General features: G+C 69.3%; 15 protein-coding genes. 8 read left to right on the top strand and 7 right to left on the bottom strand.

The annotated features are described in order from the left end of the window. Positions 1–1,150 (bottom strand): ADP-forming succinate--CoA ligase subunit beta (gene sucC, locus V7Z82_RS06305; protein ID WP_334149146.1); only part of this gene is annotated, 1,150 nt, incomplete at its 3' end. A 138-nt stretch (positions 1,151–1,288) separates the two neighbouring features. Here sucC and V7Z82_RS06300 point away from each other — a divergent pair. Together V7Z82_RS06300 and V7Z82_RS06295 are read left to right on the top strand one after the other, a co-directional pair. Then, entirely contained in the window at positions 1,289–1,951 is a 663-nt protein-coding gene (locus V7Z82_RS06300; RefSeq protein WP_334149144.1) for a TetR/AcrR family transcriptional regulator, read from the top strand. 97 nt (positions 1,952–2,048) lie between these two features. Then, on the top strand, positions 2,049–3,284 hold the full coding sequence (locus V7Z82_RS06295; protein WP_334149140.1) for an acyl-CoA dehydrogenase family protein: 1,236 nt from the start codon (positions 2,049–2,051) through the stop codon (positions 3,282–3,284). A 135-nt stretch (positions 3,285–3,419) separates the two neighbouring features. Here V7Z82_RS06295 and V7Z82_RS06290 read toward each other — a convergent pair whose 3' ends face one another. Further along, positions 3,420–3,905, bottom strand: coding sequence for an SLC41A family transporter (locus V7Z82_RS06290; RefSeq protein ID WP_334149138.1), 486 nt, complete (start codon positions 3,903–3,905; stop codon positions 3,420–3,422). Positions 3,906–3,976: 71 nt separating this feature from the next. Here V7Z82_RS06290 and V7Z82_RS06285 point away from each other — a divergent pair, with 71 nt between their 5' ends. Beyond that, the gene (locus V7Z82_RS06285) at positions 3,977–5,428 is read left to right on the top strand and encodes a phytoene desaturase family protein (protein ID WP_334149136.1); all 1,452 of its coding nucleotides are present in this window, start codon (positions 3,977–3,979) and stop codon (positions 5,426–5,428) included. Between the two features lie 46 nt (positions 5,429–5,474). Continuing rightward, positions 5,475–6,518 carry an ATP-dependent DNA ligase gene (locus tag V7Z82_RS06280; RefSeq protein WP_334149134.1) on the top strand — a complete coding sequence of 348 codons (1,044 nt, stop codon included), beginning with the start codon at positions 5,475–5,477 and terminating at the stop codon, positions 6,516–6,518. A gap of 3 nt (positions 6,519–6,521) precedes the next feature. Here V7Z82_RS06280 and ligD read toward each other — a convergent pair whose 3' ends face one another. The 4 genes from ligD to V7Z82_RS06260 form a co-directional block, all read right to left on the bottom strand. After that, a complete protein-coding gene (ligD, locus tag V7Z82_RS06275) occupies positions 6,522–7,595 on the bottom strand; it encodes a non-homologous end-joining DNA ligase (RefSeq protein WP_334149132.1) in 1,074 nt (357 codons plus the stop codon). A 45-nt stretch (positions 7,596–7,640) separates the two neighbouring features. After that, a complete protein-coding gene (locus tag V7Z82_RS06270; RefSeq protein ID WP_334149130.1) occupies positions 7,641–8,795 on the bottom strand; it encodes an SseB family protein in 1,155 nt (384 codons plus the stop codon). Positions 8,796–8,824: 29 nt separating this feature from the next. Then, positions 8,825–11,302, bottom strand: coding sequence for an ATP-dependent helicase (locus V7Z82_RS06265; protein WP_334149128.1), 2,478 nt, complete (start codon positions 11,300–11,302; stop codon positions 8,825–8,827). A 94-nt stretch (positions 11,303–11,396) separates the two neighbouring features. Then, positions 11,397–14,531 (bottom strand): lamin tail domain-containing protein, encoded by a 3,135-nt coding sequence (locus V7Z82_RS06260; protein ID WP_334149126.1) that lies wholly within the window; start codon positions 14,529–14,531, stop codon positions 11,397–11,399. Between the two features lie 220 nt (positions 14,532–14,751). On the opposite strand from V7Z82_RS06260, the gene V7Z82_RS06255 reads away from it, so the two are divergent. After that, positions 14,752–15,150 carry a YccF domain-containing protein gene (locus V7Z82_RS06255; RefSeq protein WP_334149124.1) on the top strand — a complete coding sequence of 133 codons (399 nt, stop codon included), beginning with the start codon at positions 14,752–14,754 and terminating at the stop codon, positions 15,148–15,150. Between the two features lie 36 nt (positions 15,151–15,186). Next, positions 15,187–15,648 (top strand): hemerythrin domain-containing protein, encoded by a 462-nt coding sequence (locus V7Z82_RS06250; protein ID WP_334149122.1) that lies wholly within the window; start codon positions 15,187–15,189, stop codon positions 15,646–15,648. Positions 15,649–15,669: 21 nt separating this feature from the next. Here V7Z82_RS06250 and V7Z82_RS06245 read toward each other — a convergent pair whose 3' ends face one another. After that, the gene (locus V7Z82_RS06245; protein WP_334149120.1) at positions 15,670–16,656 is read right to left on the bottom strand and encodes a glycerophosphodiester phosphodiesterase family protein; all 987 of its coding nucleotides are present in this window, start codon (positions 16,654–16,656) and stop codon (positions 15,670–15,672) included. An 88-nt stretch (positions 16,657–16,744) separates the two neighbouring features. Between V7Z82_RS06245 and V7Z82_RS06240 the strand changes: the two genes are divergently transcribed. Beyond that, positions 16,745–17,656: a Bax inhibitor-1/YccA family protein gene (locus V7Z82_RS06240; protein WP_334149118.1), complete on the top strand. Its 912-nt coding sequence runs from the start codon at positions 16,745–16,747 to the stop codon at positions 17,654–17,656. A 183-nt stretch (positions 17,657–17,839) separates the two neighbouring features. Further along, positions 17,840–18,112 (top strand): GlsB/YeaQ/YmgE family stress response membrane protein, encoded by a 273-nt coding sequence (locus tag V7Z82_RS06235; protein WP_045279323.1) that lies wholly within the window; start codon positions 17,840–17,842, stop codon positions 18,110–18,112. Positions 18,113–18,171 lie beyond the last annotated feature (59 nt).

The raw sequence follows: 18,171 nt of genomic DNA, 5'->3' as shown, positions 1-18,171 counted from the left end.
CGGCGGCCTTGTCGGCGCCCTCGTCCATCGTGGCGGCCAGGGTGACGAGCGGGTGCGCGTACTCGGCGAGGATCGCGCGGCCCTCGTCGACGCGGTTGCCGTCGAGACGCACGACGAGCGGCTTGGAGGCCGTGGCGCCCAGCGTCTCGAGTGCGCCCTTGATGCCGTTGGCGACGGCGTCGCACGCGGTGATGCCACCGAAGACGTTGACGAACACGCTCTTGACCTGCGGGTCGTTCAGGATGACGTCGAGGCCGGCGGCCATGACCTCGGCCGAGGCGCCGCCGCCGATGTCGAGGAAGTTGGCCGGCTTCACGCCGTTGTGGTTCTCGCCCGCGTAGGCGACCACGTCGAGCGTCGACATGACGAGTCCTGCGCCGTTGCCGATGATGCCGACCTCGCCGTCGAGCTTCACGTAGTTGAGGCCGGACGCCTTGGCCTTGGCCTCGAGCGGGTCGGCAGCGTCCTTGTCCTCGAGCGCTTCGTGCTCGGGGTGACGGATCTCGGAGGCGTTGTCGTCGAGCGTGACCTTGCCGTCGAGCGCGATGATGTCGCCCTCTTCGGTGCGGACCAGCGGGTTGACCTCGACCAGCGTCGCGTCCTCGCCCTTGTAGACGTCGAAGAGCTTCACGAAGACGTCGGAGACCTTCTCGATCAGGTCTTCGGGGAAGTTCGCCGCGCGCGCGATCTCGACGGCCTTCGCCTTGTCGATACCCGTGAGCGGGTTGACCTCGACGCGTGCGAGCGCCTCAGGGCGCTCGACTGCGAGCTCCTCGATCTCCATGCCGCCCTCGACCGAGCAGAGGCTCAGGTAGGAGCGGTTGGCGCGGTCGAGCAGCACGGAGAAGTAGAACTCCTCGGCGATGCGTGCACCCTGCGCGACCATGACGCGCTTGACGACGTGGCCCTTGATGTCGAGGCCGAGGATGGCCTTCGCTGCTTCGTACGCCTCGTCGGGGGTCTTGGCGACCTTGACGCCGCCCGCCTTTCCACGGCCGCCGGTCTTCACCTGAGCCTTGACGACGACCACTCCGCCGATCTTCTCGGCAGCCGCCCTCACCTCTTCAGGGGTGTCCGCGACGATGCCGGCGAGAACCGGCACTCCGTACTTTTCGAAAACGTCTCGTGCCTGGTACTCGTACAGATCCACTGTGGTTCCTTCACTGGGCTGCTGTCTGGTAATTCTCTCGATGTCGAGACATCGACCAGTCCCCCAGCCTACTACCTCGATATGGGCGCTCCTGTTGCCCGTCTGCGCCCGCAGCGCGCTGAGGTCTAGGCTTTCGCCATGCACGAATCCGCAGAACTGCGCACCGGCGTCGTCGCCGCAGCGCTCGAGCTCTTCGCCGCGCAGGGGTTCGACCAGACGTCCGTCGAGCAGATCGCCAAGGCCGCAGGCGTGTCGCGGTCGACCTTCTTCCGTCAGTTCGGCGGCAAGGAGGACGTGGTGTTCGCCGACCACGAGGCGCTCCTGGACCGACTGCGGGAGTTCCTCGCCGAGGGGCATGACGACCCGTGGGCCGCGGTGTGCGCGGCATCCGAATCCGTCTTCTCGCACTTCGCGAACGACCCGGAGCTCGCCAGACGCCGCTACCAGATCGTGCGCGAGGTGCCGGTGCTGCGCGAGCGCGAGATCATCACGGTGTTCCGCTACGAGCGACTGTTCGACGACTACCTGCGCGGTGCGCTGCCCGGTGTGGACCCGCTCGACGCCGTCGCCTTCGCTGCACTCGTGACCGCCGTGCACAACCATGTGCTGCGTCAGCTGCTCCGCGGCACCAGGAAGGTACCGCTCTCGACCCTGCAGAACGCGCTGGCGGATGTGCGTCGCCGGTACGGTGTCGCAGCGGAGGCGCCGGAGAGCGCTCCGGACGACGTCGTCGTCGCGGTGTTCCCGCGGTCGATGCCCATCGCCGAGGTCACGCGCCGCCTGCGGACGCAGCTCGACTGACAGCCGCCTCTCCGCGGCGGGGCCGCGTCGAGTCCGCCTCGTGTGGTGGAACCGAGTATCGGGGCGTACGATACTTGGTGCCACCGAAGGAGCCCCCATGAGCACCGAAGCCTCCCCGTTCCCCGGCGAACGCGTCGCCTCGTACGACATCACCGGCCGCCAGGACACCGACTACTACGCGGTGTTCGCCGACATCCCCGCCGACGACCGCGCGGCCTGGGATCGCGCGAAGGCGTATGTCGACGAGGTCGCCCCGCAGATGGCGGATGCCTGGGACCGCGCGGAGTACCCGCTGGACGCCGCCAGACGCATGGGCGAGATGGATCTCGTCGTCGACGGCATCGAGCACCCCGACCTCACGCGGCTGTCGCCGCTCGCCGCCGGCCTCGTCAACATGGAGATCTCCCGCGGAGACGGCTCCCTCGGCACGATCCTCGCCGTGCAGGGCGGACTCGCGCTGCGCACCCTCGCACTCTTCGGCTCGCCCGCGCAGCAGGAGCGATGGCTCACCGGACTCGCGGATGCCTCGGTGCTCGGTTCGTTCGCCCTCACCGAGCCCGACCACGGCTCCGACTCCGTCTCGCTCGAGACCACGGCACGGCGCGAGGACGACAGCTGGGTGCTCCGCGGCACGAAGAAGTGGATCGGCAACGGCGCCTCCGGGGGCATCACCTTCGTGTGGGCGCGCGTCGACGACGAGACCGCAGAGGAGCACGGATCGGTTCGCTGCTTCCTGGTGGAGCAGGACACCCCCGGCTACACGGGCACCGTCATCCGCGGCAAGGCCTCACTCAGAGCGATCCACCAGGCGCACATCGTGCTCGATGATGTTCGCGTGCCGCTCGACGCGGTGCTCCCCGGAACGAAGAGCTTCAAGGACGCCTCGATCGTGCTGTACGCCACCCGCTCGGGCGTCGCCTGGTCGGCGCTCGGCCATGCGATCGCCTGCTACGAGGCCGCCCTGGCCTATGCCACCGAGCGCGTGCAGTTCGGCAAGCCGCTCGCGAAGTTCCAGATGGTGCAGGAGCGCCTCACCCACATGCTCGAGGACGTCACAGCCATGCAGCTGTACTGCCGCCGCCTCGCCGACCTCGAGACAGCAGGCGAGCTGCGACCGACCCAGGCGTCGCTCGCGAAGTTCCACAACACACGCGCCGCGAGGCGCATCGCCTCGACGGCCCGCGACCTGCTCGGCGGCAACGGCATCCTGCTGGAGAACGGCGTGATGCAGCACCTCGCCGACATCGAGGCGATCCACACGTACGAGGGCACCGAGAGCGTGCAGGCGCTGCTGCTCGGCCGCGACATCACCGGGATGAGCGCGTTCGCCTGAGCCGCCCCGGTCGCTCCGCCGCCCTGGGTCGCTCCGCCACCCTGCGTCCCTGAGCCACCGCGCTGGGTCGCTCAGCCGCCCTGCGTCCCGGAGCCACCGCCCTGGGTCGCTGAGCCTGTCGAAGCGTCGTCCGCCTCAGTCGCAGCCGCAGCCGCCGGCCGGTGTCTTCACCATGAAGCAGACGTCGCACACGCCGTAGTCCCGCTCCTCGACCGGCTTCGAGGCACGCTCGCGCGGTGCCGAGACTCGAGGGGTCGTGGCGCGCTTCGGCGCACGCTGGGGGGTCAGCGGGATGAACTCGCTCGGGTGGCTGACGTAGAAGAGCGGTGCTCGCCCCTCGCTCGGCTGCAGTCGCAGCGCCGCCGAGCCGACGACGAGTCGTTCGTCCTCGGTGAAGCCGTTCGTGTACGTGCGGCCGATGTGGAGTGCCGCGCCCTCACCTCGGCGGATGGCCTCGATGTAGCGGCCTCGGTCGATGAACGAGCTGATTCCGATCGCATCGACGATGGCCGTGATGAACGCGTGGTTGGACGGGTCGATGCGGTGCGCGCGCAGCGCTTCCGGGAGCGAACGGTATGGACGTGAGGTGCCTGCGGGGGTCGGCCCCTGTACTTCTTTCATCAGTTCCAGGATCGCACGTCCTGAGGGCGGTTTCGACCGCATGCGTCGAGTGACCGTGCGAGACTGAGGTCATGGCACGAGCGACCGTGATCGGCTCCGGCCCGAACGGTCTCGCCGCGGGGGTGGCGCTCGCCCGAGCGGGCTACTACGTGCGAGTGCTCGAATCCGCCTCGACGATCGGCGGCGGTCTCCGGACGCAGGAGCTCACCCTCCCCGGATTCCGCCACGACGTGTGCTCGGCGGTGCATCCGGCTGCCCGCTCCTCCCCGATCTTCCGGGCGTTCGGTCTCGCAGATCGCGTCGACTGGATCCACCCGGACATCTCCTACGCGCATCCGCTCGACGGAGGCCGCGCTGCCATCGCCTGGCGCGACATCGAACGCACCGCCGCCGGCCTCGGCATCGACGGCGACGCCTGGCTCGCACGCCTTCGCCCGCTGAGCACGCACATCGACGGAGTCGTCGACTTCACCGGGAATCAGCTGCTGCGCGTTCCCGGTGACCCGATCACCGCTGCCCGCTACGCGATCCGGATGCTGGAGCAGGGCACCCCGCTCGCGACGACCGCGTTCCTCGGCGACGCGGCCCCTGCCCTGATGTCCGGCGTGGTCGCGCACGCGAACGCACCGCTCCCCTCCCTGGCCGCCGCCGCCGCCGGGCTGCTGCTGGCGGCGCACGGCCACGCCGGCGGCTGGGCCTACCCGCGTGGCGGTGCGCAGACGATCGCCGACGCACTGGCCGCCGACATCGAGGCACACGGCGGCGCCGTCGAGACCGATGTGCACGTCACCGACCTCGGCGCACTCGACTGGGGCGACCCGAGCCGCGGCGACCTGCTCGTGCTGAACACCTCCCCACGTCTCGCGCTCACCCACCCCGATATCCCCGCCGGCTACGCTCGCACGCTCTCCGGATACCGGTACGGGCCGGGCGTCGCGAAGGTCGACTTCGCGCTCGACGGGCCGGTGCCGTGGGCGAACTCCGACGTCGCGCAGGCGCCGACCGTGCATCTCGGCGGCACCAGAGCCGAGGTGTGGGCGAGCGAGAATGCGGTCGCTGCCGGCCGGGTCGACGACCGACCATACGTCCTGCTCGTGCAGCCGTCGGTGTTCGACTCGACGCGTGCGCCGGCGGGGAAGGCAGTGCTCTGGGCATACATCCACGTGCCGGCCGGGTCAGCGCTCGATCCCACAGAGCGCATCACGGCGCAGATCGAGCGGTTCGCCCCTGGCTTCCGCGACCGCATCCTCGCGCACCATGCCGTCCCCGCATCCGCTCGCGAAGCGATCAACCCGGCCGAGATCGGCGGCGACATCTCTGGCGGGTTGTTCGACATGCGCCAGGCGCTTCGCCGGCCGGCGCTCTCCACGACGCCCTGGCGCACGCCCATGCAGGGCGTGTACCTGGCCTCGGCGTCGACGCCGCCGGGGCCCGGCGTGCACGGCATGGCCGGCTGGCACGCAGCACGCACCGCACTCGAGGACGCCGGCACGCCGGCGTCGCTGTCCGAGCTCTTCGGCTGAGCCGCTCGCTCTTCCGCTCGGCATGCTCGGCGGCCAGGATGGTGCCATGCCCTACGAGATCCCCGCTCCGATGCTCGCGAAGGCCGCTGCCACCGTGCCGGACCCGGCGAAGACCCCGGGCGGGCTGCTGTACGAGCCCAAGTGGGACGGATTCCGCGGACTCATCTCGTGGGATGGCGAGACCGTCGAGATCGGGTCGCGCGGCGCGAAGCCGTTGACACGCTATTTCCCCGAGCTCGTCGAGGCGGTGCCGTCTCTGCTGCCCGGTCCCTGCCTGCTCGACGGCGAGATCGTGGTCGCCACCGGCCCGGAGGGAGCGCAGCGGTTGGACTGGGAGGCGTTGAGTCAGCGCATCCACCCCGCCGCCTCGCGGGTCGCGAAGCTCGCCGCCGAGACGCCCGCGATGTTCATCGCATTCGACCTGCTCGCGCAGGGCGACGACCATCTGCTCGCCACGCCCTTCCACGAACGGCGCACGCGGCTGGAGGCGATGATGTCCGGCGTCGCGCATCCGCTGCACATCACCCGCACGACGCGCGACCGGGATGCGGCCGTCGGCTGGCTCGCCGAGTTCGAGGGGGCGGGCCTCGACGGTGTCGTCGCCAAGCCCCTCGACCAGCCCTACGCGCCGGGCAAGCGCACCCTGATCAAGATCAAGCACGCCCGCACTGCGGACGTCGTCGCGCTCGGCTACCGCGTGCACAAGTCGGGGTCGGGTGTCGGCTCCCTGCTCGTCGGCCTGTACGACAGCGACGGCACGCTGCGTCAGGTCGGCGGAGTCGCCGCCTGGAGCGACGTGCGCAGGCAGGAGCTGGTCGGGGAGCTCGAGCCGCTCGTCGAGCGCGACGACGCGGGCGAGGCGGTGACCGGCGAGGGCGAGCGATCTCGGTTCAGCGGCGCGAAGGACGTCTCGTTCGTGCGGCTGCGACCCGAGCTCGTGCTCGAGGTGCGGTACGACCAGCTCGAGGGCGCCCGCTTCCGGCATACGGTGCAGTTCGAGCGATGGCGCCCGGATCGCGAAGCGCGCTCCTGCACCTACGATCAGCTCGACACGGTGGCGGGATACGATCTCGCCGACGTGCTCGGCTGAGCCTCAGGCATCCGCGGCGGGCGAGCCGTCTTCCTCCCAGTTCGCGGCGACCTTCTTGCTCGGCTGTACGCGCGGAGGCTCGCCCGGCATCTTCGGGAACTCTGGAGGGAACGACAGCTCCCCGAGGCCGTTGTCGACATCGCGCTGCCACCACTCCAGCAGCGTGTCGATGCGACCGGGAGCCGCCTGCATCTCGGCCCACGGGTCTCCGACGTCCTCGAGTCGCTTCGGAATGCTGCGAACCGTGAACCGGGTCGGGTCCAGACCGTCGAGCTCCTCCCAGTGCACCGGCGTCGAGACGGTCGCTGCCGGGAGGGCGCGCGGACTGTAGGCACCGGCCATGGTGCGGTCCCGGTTGGCCTGGTTGAAGTCGACGAAGATGCGCTCGCCGCGCTCTTCCTTCCACCAGTTCATGGTGACCTGCTCCGGCATCCGTCGCTCCAGTTCGCGTCCGGCGGCGATCACCGCATGGCGGACGTCGAGGAACTCGTGCGTCGGCTCGATCGGCGCGAAGACATGCAGGCCGCGGTTGCCACTCGTCTTGGCGAAGGCCTCGAGCCCAGCCTCACGGAGCACCTCGCGCAGCGTGTGAGCCGCCGTGACCGCATCCGCGAAGTCGGTTCCCGGCTGCGGGTCGAGGTCGATGCGCAGCTCGATGGGATCGTCGGCGTCCGTCGCGAGCGACGCCCACGGGTGGAACACGATCGTGTTCATCTGCACGGCCCACACGATCGCGCTCGCGCGGTTCAACACGATCTGCGGATGCTGCCGCCCGCTGTTGTACGTCACGGTGACCGCGTCGACGAAGTCGGGGGTGCCCTTCGGCGGGTTCTTCGAGAAGAAGCCAGCTGCATGCGTGTCGTCAGCCCCGCCGACGCCGTCGCGGAAGCGCTCGAGCGACACCGGGCGGTTGCCGTTCGCCGCCAGGAACGGCGTCGAGACGATCTGCACGTAGTCGGCCAGTTCGGCCTTCGTGATCCCGACGTCCGGCCAGACGACGCGGTTCGGACTCGACAGCGCGACATCGCGCTCTCCATCGGAGTCGGCGACGGTCACTGTCACGCGTTCTGAGGCCATGCTCCGACCCTAGGGCGCGACCCCTCGGCGCGGAACCCCCGGAGGTCAGTCCCCCAGATCGACCGCCAGCACGAGCACCGGGGCGAGCGCCGCGCGGTCGACCACGATCGACGGCCCGGCCGAGTCGACGATCACGCCGGCCATCTCCTCGTGGCTCGAGAGCACCTTGGCGAGCTGCTCAGGCGTGAACGGCAGCGGACGATCACCACGACCGAGCGCGATCACTTCGAGCGGGTGCGAGAACAGCTGCAGGAACCGCTTGCCGTCGGTGGTCTGCGCCTCGGCGATGCCGACCTGTCCGCCACCGCTGCCGTCGTTCACGGCGACCCACATGCGGGTGGCGGCGAGCGCCTCGCCGACCTTCTTCATCGAGTCCTGCTCGCGCGGCGCGGCGAGGATGGACTTGACCCGCATGTCGACGTCGGCCTGCTCGAGCGTCTTCTCGAGGAGCTCCGTGGGGAAGACCACGCGGTGCGGCGCTGAGGCGTTGTCGACGATGAGGCCGGCGAAATCGCCCGAGACGACCTGCTGCAGCACCGAGGTCACGGGCTGCGCGACGGCGGACGTTGCGGCGGGGTCAGGCTCGAGCTGCACGGAGTCGCGCACGGCGGCCGCCGAACTGAACGCGAGCATGAACTGGCGCTCGCCGTCACGGACCACAGCGACGGCCAGCGGCTTGCCCTCGCTGATCTGCGCACGGGCATCGCCATTGACGCGGATGTACAGATGACCCTGCAGTGCCTGGCGCATCACGCCGAGCAGCTGCTCGTTGGTCGCGCCGGCCTCGATCTGCGTGAGTGCCTCGCGCAGCAGGACGTTGTCCTTCATGCCGGCGACGGTCTCGGTCTGCTCCGGGGGCAGCAGCGGACCGAGCGGAAGACGCCGGTCGCTCGGATCGATCGGCACCGCAGCGGGGGCGGACGTCGGACGGATCGGTGCCGAGACGGTCGGAGGCGTGACCGCAGGCGCAGCCGCGTCGTCGACGTCGGGAACCGCGTCCGGCAGCGCGACCTCGGGCCCTGCGGCAGCGCCGACGCCGCGGAATGCCTGCACGGAGATGCCGATCGACGGCGCGGCGACCTCGGGCTCGGGCGTGTCAGTCGGGGCGTCGTCTGCAGCGATCGCGTCGGTCTCGGTGACGTCGTCCGACGCGGTGACGGCATCGTCGACGGACTTCTTGCGGCGGGAGAAGAGGGCCATATCTGCCAGCCTAACCCGCCGCAGCCGCGCTATGACGCGGAGGAGATCTTCTCGATCGGCGCGACCTTGATGAGGAGCTTCTTCTGCCCCGCGGAGTCGAAGCGCACGTGCGCGATGCGCTTCGCACCCTCGCCCGTGACGGCGTCGACCCGGCCCTCGCCGAAATCGGTGTGCCGGATGCGGTCCCCGGCCGTCAGTTCGAGATCGCCGTTGTCGCGCATCTTTGCCGTGACGCGATTGGGGAACTTGTCCATCGCGGTCGAGAGCGGCTTGAGCGACTCCCTGCCCGGCAGCGGCTTCACGCCGAAGCGATCGCCCGAGCCGGAGCCGCCGAACCCGCCGGCTCGACGCGCGTTCAGGGCGCGCGACTGCATCCCACCCCGGGAGTTCACGTCGCCCGGCGACTGGCGCCAGTCGATCAGCGAGGCCGGGATCTCCTGCAGGAAGCGGCTCGGCATCGCGACCGTGACCTCGCCGAACTGCGCGCGGGTCATGGCGAGCGACAGGTGCAGCCGCTTGCGGGCGCGGGTGATGCCGACGTAGAACAGTCGGCGTTCCTCCTGCGGACCGCCGGGCTCACCAGCCGAGATGCGGTGCGGGATGAGGTCTTCCTCGACGCCGGTCACGAAGACCGCGTCGTACTCCAGACCCTTCGCGGTGTGCATCGTCATGAGCGATACGGTGCCCGACTCGTCCTCCAGGTCGTCGGCATCCGACACCAGCGCGACCTCGGTGAGGAAGTCGACGATCGTGCCCTCGGGATTGTTGCGGGCGAAGTCGCGGGTCACGGCGACGAACTCGTCGAGGTTCTCGACGCGCGCCTCGTCCTGCGGGTCGCGGCTGGCGCGCAGCGCATCGAGGTAGCCGCTCTTCGACAGGAGCAGGCTCAGGCCGTCGGCGACCGTGGTCGGCGGCGGCAGCTCGCCGGAGGCCGGCAGCATGATCGCTGTGGCCTCGGCCAGCACCTCGTCGAGATGCGCGATCGCCGCCTGGATCTTCGGTCCGAAGCCGAGCTGTGTGGAGTTCGCCAGGGCATCGCGGAAGCTGATGTCGTGTTCCTCGGCGAACCGGGCGATCGCGGTCTCGGTGACGTCGCCGATGCCGCGACGCGGCTTGTTCAGGATGCGGCGGACCGACATGTCGTCGGCCGGGTTCGCGACGGCCACGAGATAGGCGAGCGCATCCTTGATCTCGGCGCGATCGTAGAACTTCGTGCCGCCCATGACCTTGTACGGCACGGCGGAGCGGATGAAGATCTCCTCCAATGCGCGCGACTGCGAGTTCGTCCGGTAGAACACCGCCATCTCGGAGTACGGCATGCCGGCACGGCGCAGCGACTCGACCTCGTCGGCGACGAACTGCGCCTCATCGTGCTGCGAGTACCCGGTGAAGCCGATGATGGCGTCGCCGTCACCCTTGTCGCTCCAGAGCTTCTTGTCCTTGCGGTCGAAGTTGTTGCCGATGACCGCGTTCGCAGCCGAGAGGATGTTCTGCGTCGAGCGGTAGTTCTGCTCCAGGAGCACGACCTTCGCGCCGGGGAAGTCGCGCTCGAACTCGCTGATGTTGCGGATGTCGGCGCCGCGGAACGCGTAGATCGACTGGTCCGAGTCGCCGACCACGGTGAGCGAGGTTCCCCCGGTGTCGGTCCCCGAGCCCGATGAAGGGTGCGGCTCGGGGTCTGGTTCGAAGATCATCATGCCGTTCGAGGCATACGGCTCCGGCGCCGAAGAACCGGAGATCGGCCGGGTCAGCTCGTGGATGAGCGCGTACTGGGCGTGGTTCGTGTCCTGGTATTCGTCGACCAGGATGTGGCGGAAGCGGCGACGGTAGGTGTCGGCGACCTGCGGGAACGCCCGGAACAGGTAGACGGTCTGGCCGATCAGATCGTCGAAGTCGAAGGCGTTCGCCTTGCGCAACTGCCGCTGGTAGTCGGCGAACAGCTCGACGAAGATGCGCTCGGCCGGATCGGACATGTTCGCATCGCGTGCGTACGACTCGGCATCCGCGAGCTCGTTCTTCAGCTTCGAGATGCGCGACTGCACGGATGCAGGGGTCAGGCCGTAGGCGTCGGCCTCGTGCTCCTTGACCAGGCGCTTGATCAGCGCGCGCGAGTCGCCGGAGTCGTAGATCGTGAAGGTCTTGGTGAAGCCGAAGTGCTCTGCCTCCCGGCGCAGGATGCGAACGCACGCCGAGTGGAAGGTCGAGATCCACATGCCGCGCGCCACGTCGCCGACGAGCCCTGCGACGCGCTCGCGCATCTCGCCGGCCGCCTTGTTGGTGAAGGTGATCGCGAGGATCTGGCTCGGCCATGCCTCTCGGTTGCGCAGCAGCAGGGCGATGCGGCGGGTGAGCACGCTCGTCTTGCCCGAGCCTGCGCCCGCGACGATGAGCAGCGCTGGGCCGCGGGAGGTGACGGCTTCGAGCTGCTGCGGGTTGAGGCCGGCGAGGAGGTCGTCCTGACCCTGCGGGCCGGCGGTTCCGGAGACGATGAGGGGAGCTTCGGTCATGGCCTTCTGAGTCTAGGCCGGGTCGCCGACACCCGGACACGAGGAGGGCACGCGTCGAGGGCGGGGGGTGCTCTCCCTGCCCTCGACGCATGAGTCAGGCCGTTCGCCTGCGCTGACGGACGATGAGTCCACCGGCGGTCAGCATCAGCAGCGCGATGGTGATCGCCACGACCGGGAGCTGTCCTCCCGTGTTCGCGAGGCCGCCGTCTGCCCGGCCACCGTCAGCCTGGCCGCCGTCCGTCGCACCACCGCTCGCTGCGGTGACCGTGAGGTCGCCCCAGCCCAGCAGGTCGCCGTCCGTGGCGAAGACCGCGATGCGGTGCGCGCCGGCTGCGGCATCCGTCGGGATCGTCACCGTGATCCGACCGGATGCATCCAGAGCGCCGGTGGCAAGACGCACCGGGTCGGAGTACAGCCAGACTGCGATCTGCGCGCCGGCGTGGTCGGCGCCGGCCGAGACGACGACGCGCTCCCCGGGGGCAGCGGCAGCGGGGTTGATCGTGACGCCGTTGCGGTTGTCGGCGACCAGGGCCGAGCCCGGGAGCGGCGGCGTGGTGCCGCCCGGCGTCTCGGTCTCGCCCCCAGGCAGGGTGCCGACGCGCAGCGACTGCGAGGCGAAGCCGTCTGCGAACCACCAGACCGGGCGCTGTCCGTCGACCGACAGCGAGGCCGGGGCCGTGGCGAAGCCCTCGTTGTTGATGTCGGGCATGCCTGCGGGGCGAGCGTGATGCGCGATACCGGGCTGGTCGGTGCCGTTCAGGGTGATCTCGGCGGACTGGCCGCCGCATCCGTCGTCGCACACGGCCCACAGCACGTCGCGCACGCTGTCGTAGTCCAGCGCCATGACGCCGGCGAGCCCCGGTGCGATCTCGGAGACGAGGGTCGCGCCGCCGTCCGCGGCGAGCGCGAAGGCGTAGACGTGGCCGTTGTCCTCGACCGCCACGAAGAACAGGCCGTCGCCGTGTCCTGCATAGCCTGCCGGGTCGTAGGCGGCACCGGTGTTGTCGTCGAAGAGCTCGCCGGCGAGCGCCGAGTCCGGCACCCACTGCACGGCCTCCATGCCGAGGTTCGCGCCGACGGCGGGGAGCAGGGCCGTCAGGTCCCACTCCTGCTGCGCGACGAGGTCGCCGGCCGCGGCATCAGGATCCACCTGCAGCACGATGTTCTGGTTCACGCCCTTCGCGCTGTTGTCGCGCTCGGAGGCGACGTAGACGAGGCCGTCGCCGTCGACCGTGATGCCCTCGGTGTCGGGGCCTGCGGCGCCGGGGTTCGCGGCGTCCTTCTGGAAGCGCACCCGCTTGCCCGCGTCCCAGCCGTCAGCCTTCGCGACCGAACCGTCGGCGTTCGCGTCGAGCTTCCAGATGCGCCCCTCGCCGTTGTCGACGGCCCACAGGAACGCACCGTCGGCGGTCTCCTGCACGTCGAGTCCCGAGCTGTCCTCGAGGAACGCGGGGATGTCGTCGAGCACGCGCACTTCGGCAGAACCGGGCCACGGCGTGACCTCGATCTCGCCGGCGCACACGTTCGGTGCTCCCTTGGTCGGCTCGGCCGTCACCGCGAAGGCGCCGGTCGTGTCAGGGCAGCGGCCCCACGTGGTGGCCGCGTGGCCCTCGCCCCAGGACGTCTCGTCGACGAGCAGATCGCCGTCGAACACGCGGACCGTGTCGCCGCCGCCGAGGCCGAAGCCGAGTGCATCGCGTTCGATCACGAGGGAGCCCCCGGCGGCGATCGTGGTGCCGGCGGGAATCGTGTAGGCATGGGCGTCGTCGTCGTCCTTCACGACGATGCCTGCGACGTCGAGCGCGCCCGCGGTCGGGTTGACGAGTTCGATCCAATCGTCCGGCGAACCGCCGTCCGACTCGACCTCGTTGATGCGCACCGGGTTGCCGCACGCGTTGCGCATGCCCTTGGTCGAGACGGCGATGTCGATGAAGTCGCCCGTGCCGTCGGCGCAGCGTGCCAGGACACCAGCAGCGTGCGCGGTGTAGACGTGCTCGGCGACCGTGTTGCCGTTCGCGTCGCGGATGGTCACGGTGTCGCCGTTCCCGAGGCCGAAGACGAAGTTCGTCGGCTGGTCGAACACGAAGTACGCGCCGGGCGCGAGCATCGTGCCGGCAGGAAGCGGCGTGGTCTCGTTCGCATGACCGTTCGGGTCGTTGTCCATCACGGTCCAGCCGGAGACGTCGACCGCCGTGGAACCGGTGTTCAGCACCTCGACCCAGTCGGTGGCGTCGCCGTTCGACTCGATCTCGTTGATGACGACGGACGGGAGCACGCACGAGTTGCTCGCTCCCGGCGTCGGGTACGCCAGCACGAACTCGCCGACGCCGTCGGGGCAGCGTGCGAGCGTGGCAGCTCCGGCGTCGCCGTCGATCGCGGCGTGGCCGTTCCACGGCTTCGTGTCGTCGACCAGCGTGCCGGTCGTGTCGAACAGTCGGATGCGGTCGGCACTGCCGATGCCGATCGGATCGCGGAAGGCGGTCTCGACGCCGTTCACGAGGCCGATCGATCCCTCTTCGACGAGCAGGTACTGGCCGGCTGCGATGGTCGTGCCCGGAAGGAACTGCCAGCGGTGGTCGTCCGAGTTGTCGCGGACCTCGTAGCCGGAGATGTCGAGCGCCGCGGTGCCGGGGTTGTGGAACTCCACCCAGTCGGCCGGCTGCGAGTCGACCTCGTTGATCCGGACGGAGCCGGCGACCGGCGCGACGGAGCAGTCGTTCGCAGCCCCGGGCGTCGCGGCAGTCGCCGGCGCCCACTCGCCGGTGCCGTCGGGGCAGCGGGCCCACACCGACAGCGGAGCCGTGTTCTCGTAGGCGTACGAGTCGACGACGGCGTTGCTCGGGTCGAAGAGCACGACCTCGTCGCCCTTGCCCAGCCCGAAGTCGAAGTCGACGTCCTTCACGAGCACCAGGAACGCGCCTGGAGCCAGCGTCGTGCCGGCCGGCGCCTGGCCGAAGACGTCACGCTTCTCGTCTGAGATCTTCCATCCGTCGAGCGCGACCGTCTCGGTGCCCGCGTTGTAGATCTCGACCTGATCGGCCAGCCCCGTCTGCGCGTCGTCGTAGACGATCTCGTTCAGCACGAGGCCGGATGCCGCGAGCGGCGCTGCGACCTCGGTGGGGCTGGCTCCGGATGTGGCGCCGATGGCGGCGGCGGGGGCAGCGAGCAGGGCGGCAGCGCTGAGAGCGCAGACCACCGTGACCGAGACCCCGCGATGCAGGCGGGACATGGGACTCCTGATCGGGTATGCAGACGGGTACCCGATCAGACCATCGACACCGCATGGCCGCAGGGCGGCTCGACGGTGTACGCCGAGTGAACGCGGGGTTGCGGTTGTCCCGCGTCACCGCGTGGCGGTCAGGCGATGCGGGTTCCGGGAGGCAGGCACGAACCGTGGACCTCCGGGCGGATGCTCAGGCGCGACCCCGGGCAGGTGAGATGATCAGGGCATGCGCACCATCCTCAACGTCATCTGGGTCATCCTGGCCGGCTGGGCTCTGTTCCTCGGCTACCTGCTGGCCGGTGTGCTGCTGTGCATCCCGATCGTGACGATCCCGTGGGCGATCGCGTCGTTCCGCATCGCGCGCTATGCGATCTGGCCATTCGGCCGCGAGGTCGTGAGCAGGCCGACGTCGGGAGTCGGGTCGTTCCTCGGCAACGTGCTCTGGGTGATCCTCGCCGGCTGGTGGCTCGCGATCGGACACATCATCTCCGGCCTCGCGCTCTGCATCACCATCATCGGCATCCCGATGGGCATCGCCGACTTCAAGATGGTGCCGGTCTCGCTGGCGCCGCTCGGCAAGGAGATCGTCTCGACGCGCAGGGGCGCGTTCGACCGCACGCTCTGACTCGGTCCGGCGCTGGCACGCGCCTAGACTGACGCGATGGATGCCGCACGCCTGCACGCCTGGGATCAGGAGCTGCGCGACGCCCACACCCGGCTGCGCGCCGCACTCGCCGCCACCCGCGAGGCGCTCGCCGGCGGCGAGGAGGCACCGGATGCCGCGCGAGAGCTGACACTGTTCTGCATCGGCTTCTGCGCAGCGCTCGACGGTCACCACCTGAGCGAGGACCGCACGCTGTTCCCGGCGCTCCGAGCCGAGCATCCGGAACTCGGCGACGTGATCGACACACTCATGCAGGACCACTCGATGCTCGCGCATCTGCTGAGCGCACTGCGCCGCGCAGCCGAGCGCGATGAGGACCCCACGTCGATCGAGCGGCACCTCGACGGCATCGGCGCGATCATGGAGTCGCACTTCCGCTTCGAGGAGCGCGAGATCCTGGTGCCGCTGCGCGCGCTCGCGCTCGACCGCGACGTGGTCGACGTGCTCGGGCCGTTCTGAGCGACCTGTCCGCTGCCCGCGTCAGTCGCGGAAGACGCTCACGCCGAGATCGGGGTGGTCGACGAACACACCGTCGACGCCGGTGCGCCGGATGACGTCCCATTCGGCCTCGTAGTCGCCATAGGCGTCTTTGCCGCCGGGACCGCGGAACTCCGCTGCGAGGAACGCGTTCTCCGGACGGCACGTCCACGTGAAGACCTGCAGGCCGCGGGCGTGCGCATCCTCGACGATCGTGTTGCCACGTGCGAGCAGCATCTTCTTGCTGACGCTGATGCCGTCGACCGTGCCGACCAGTCCGTTCAGGCCCTGCGGCGTCACGGTCGCCTTGTACGTCTGCGCCTTCTTGCCCTGCGCGGACAGCAGGTCGTACGCCCGCCCCGACGCCTCGATCAGGTAGATGTAGGAGGCGCTGATGCCGGTGTCGCGCAACTGACCCAGCACGGTCGACTCGAAGGACTCGATCACGAGCGGCAGCTCCCCGTCGGCCCATCCGCCGGCACGCAGGTCGCGGACGATCAGCGGCACCAGATCGAGTCCGATGCCGGCGAAGTACGTCGCATGCTTGACCTCGAGCACGATGCCGATCTCGCGACCGTGCTCGATGGACCCTGCCCGCACGAGGTCGAGCAGGTCGGTGAGTCGAAGGATGCCCTGGGCGCCGTCGAAGCTCGCGCTCGATGCCCGTACCTCCGGCAGACGCTCGCGACCTCGGAGCACCGACAGCTCGTCCCACGTGAAGTCCTCGGTGAACCAGCCGGTCAGCGCCTCGCCGTCGACCCGCTTCGTGGTCTTCCGATCGGCGAACTCCGGATGCTCGGCGACATCGGTCGTGCCGGAGATCTCGTTCTCGTGCCGGACGACGAGCACGCCGTCCTTCGTGGCGACGATGTCGGGCTCCACGGCGTCGACACCCATCGCGAAGGCGAGCTCGTACGACGATCTGCTGTGCTCAGGACGATAGCCGGGCGCTCCCCGGTGTCCGATCACGAGCGGTGATTTCCTGGGCACGCTCTCAGCGTAGAACACCCCCGCGACTCGACCGCCCGAGTATCGTAGACGTAAGCGACCTATGACCCCCTTTGGAGTGAGGCCCACCATGAGCAACTTCGCATTCAACAACCCGGCGTTCCAGAAGCAGGATCCGCGGAACGTCGCGACCTACCCGGGCGGACCCCAGGCTGCTCAGGGTGCGCAGGCTGCCTCGTTCCAGCACGGGACGATGGACGCCGCCGCCAACGCGCAGCTGGAGGGCATGTACGCCGCTCCGCCCGCCGGAGCCATCGAGACCGACCGCATGTCCGTCGAGGACACGGTGTGGAAGACGGCCGGCCTGTTCGCCATCCTCCTCGTCACCGCCGTCGTCGGCTGGGTGTGGACCCTCGGCGGCACGCGCCTCGACCCGACCCAGGGCGTCTCCATGATGCCGTGGATCATCGGCGCGCTCGGCGGATTCGTGCTCGCGATGGTCATCACCTTCACGTCTCGCAAGAAGGTGCGCCCCGCGCTGATCTTCGCCTACGCGGCGTTCGAGGGTCTCTTCATCGGTGGCATCTCCGCGTTCTTCGAGGTCATGTGGCCCGGCATCGTCATGCAGGCGACCCTCGCGACCGTCGCCGTCGTCGGTGTGACCCTGGCGCTCTTCGCGAGCGGCAAGATCCGCGCGTCGAAGAAGGCCACCAAGATCTTCCTGATCGCCATGGGCGGCTACCTCGTCTTCTCGCTGCTGAACCTGGTCCTCATGTTCACCGGCGTCCTTCCCGCAGGTCAGGCATTCGGCCTGTACAGCGCGACGATCGCCGGCATCCCGCTCGGCCTGATCATCGGCGTGCTCGTGGTCATCATGGCCGCGTACTCGCTGGTGCTCGACTTCGACCAGATCCAGCAGGGTGTGCGCAACGGCGCTCCCCGTCAGTACGGCTGGCTCGGCGCCTTCGGCATCATGGTCACGGTCGTCTGGCTCTACGTCGAGATCCTTCGCATCATCGCGATCGCCCGCGGCAACAACTGACGCACGGCACCGCACGAACGTCCGAGAGGCCCGTCTCCCCGGAGGGAGACGGGCCTCTCGCATACTCGGGCACCTGTGCGCAAGGGGTGAGGCGTTTTTCGCGAATTCTATGAATCTGGTGAAGAGTGGTCTCTCGGACACCCGGCACCCTGGGAGTCCTCGACAGCAAACAAGGAGCAAACCATGAGTTTCCTCGGATTTCTTCTTCTCGGCCTCATCGCCGGAGCAATCGCCAAGCTGATCCTCCCCGGCAAGCAGGGCGGCGGCTGGTTCATCACGCTGCTGCTCGGCGTCGTCGGCGCACTGCTCGGCGGATGGCTCGGCAGCCTCATCCTCAACCGTCCGCTCACGGAGTTCTGGGACCTCGGCACCTGGCTCCTCGCCATCGGCGGTTCGATCATCGTGCTGCTGATCTACGGCCTGATCGTCGGTCGCGGCAGCAAGGCTCGCAGCTGACGTCTTCACGTCACCACATGACCGCCCTCTTCGGCAGCGCATTCGCTGTCGGAGGGGGC

This window comes from Microbacterium sp. (assembly GCF_036823965.1).
Taxonomy (GTDB): domain Bacteria; phylum Actinomycetota; class Actinomycetes; order Actinomycetales; family Microbacteriaceae; genus Microbacterium.
Note: the sequence above shows the minus strand (reverse complement) of the source record. Positions and strands in the feature narration are given on the sequence as shown.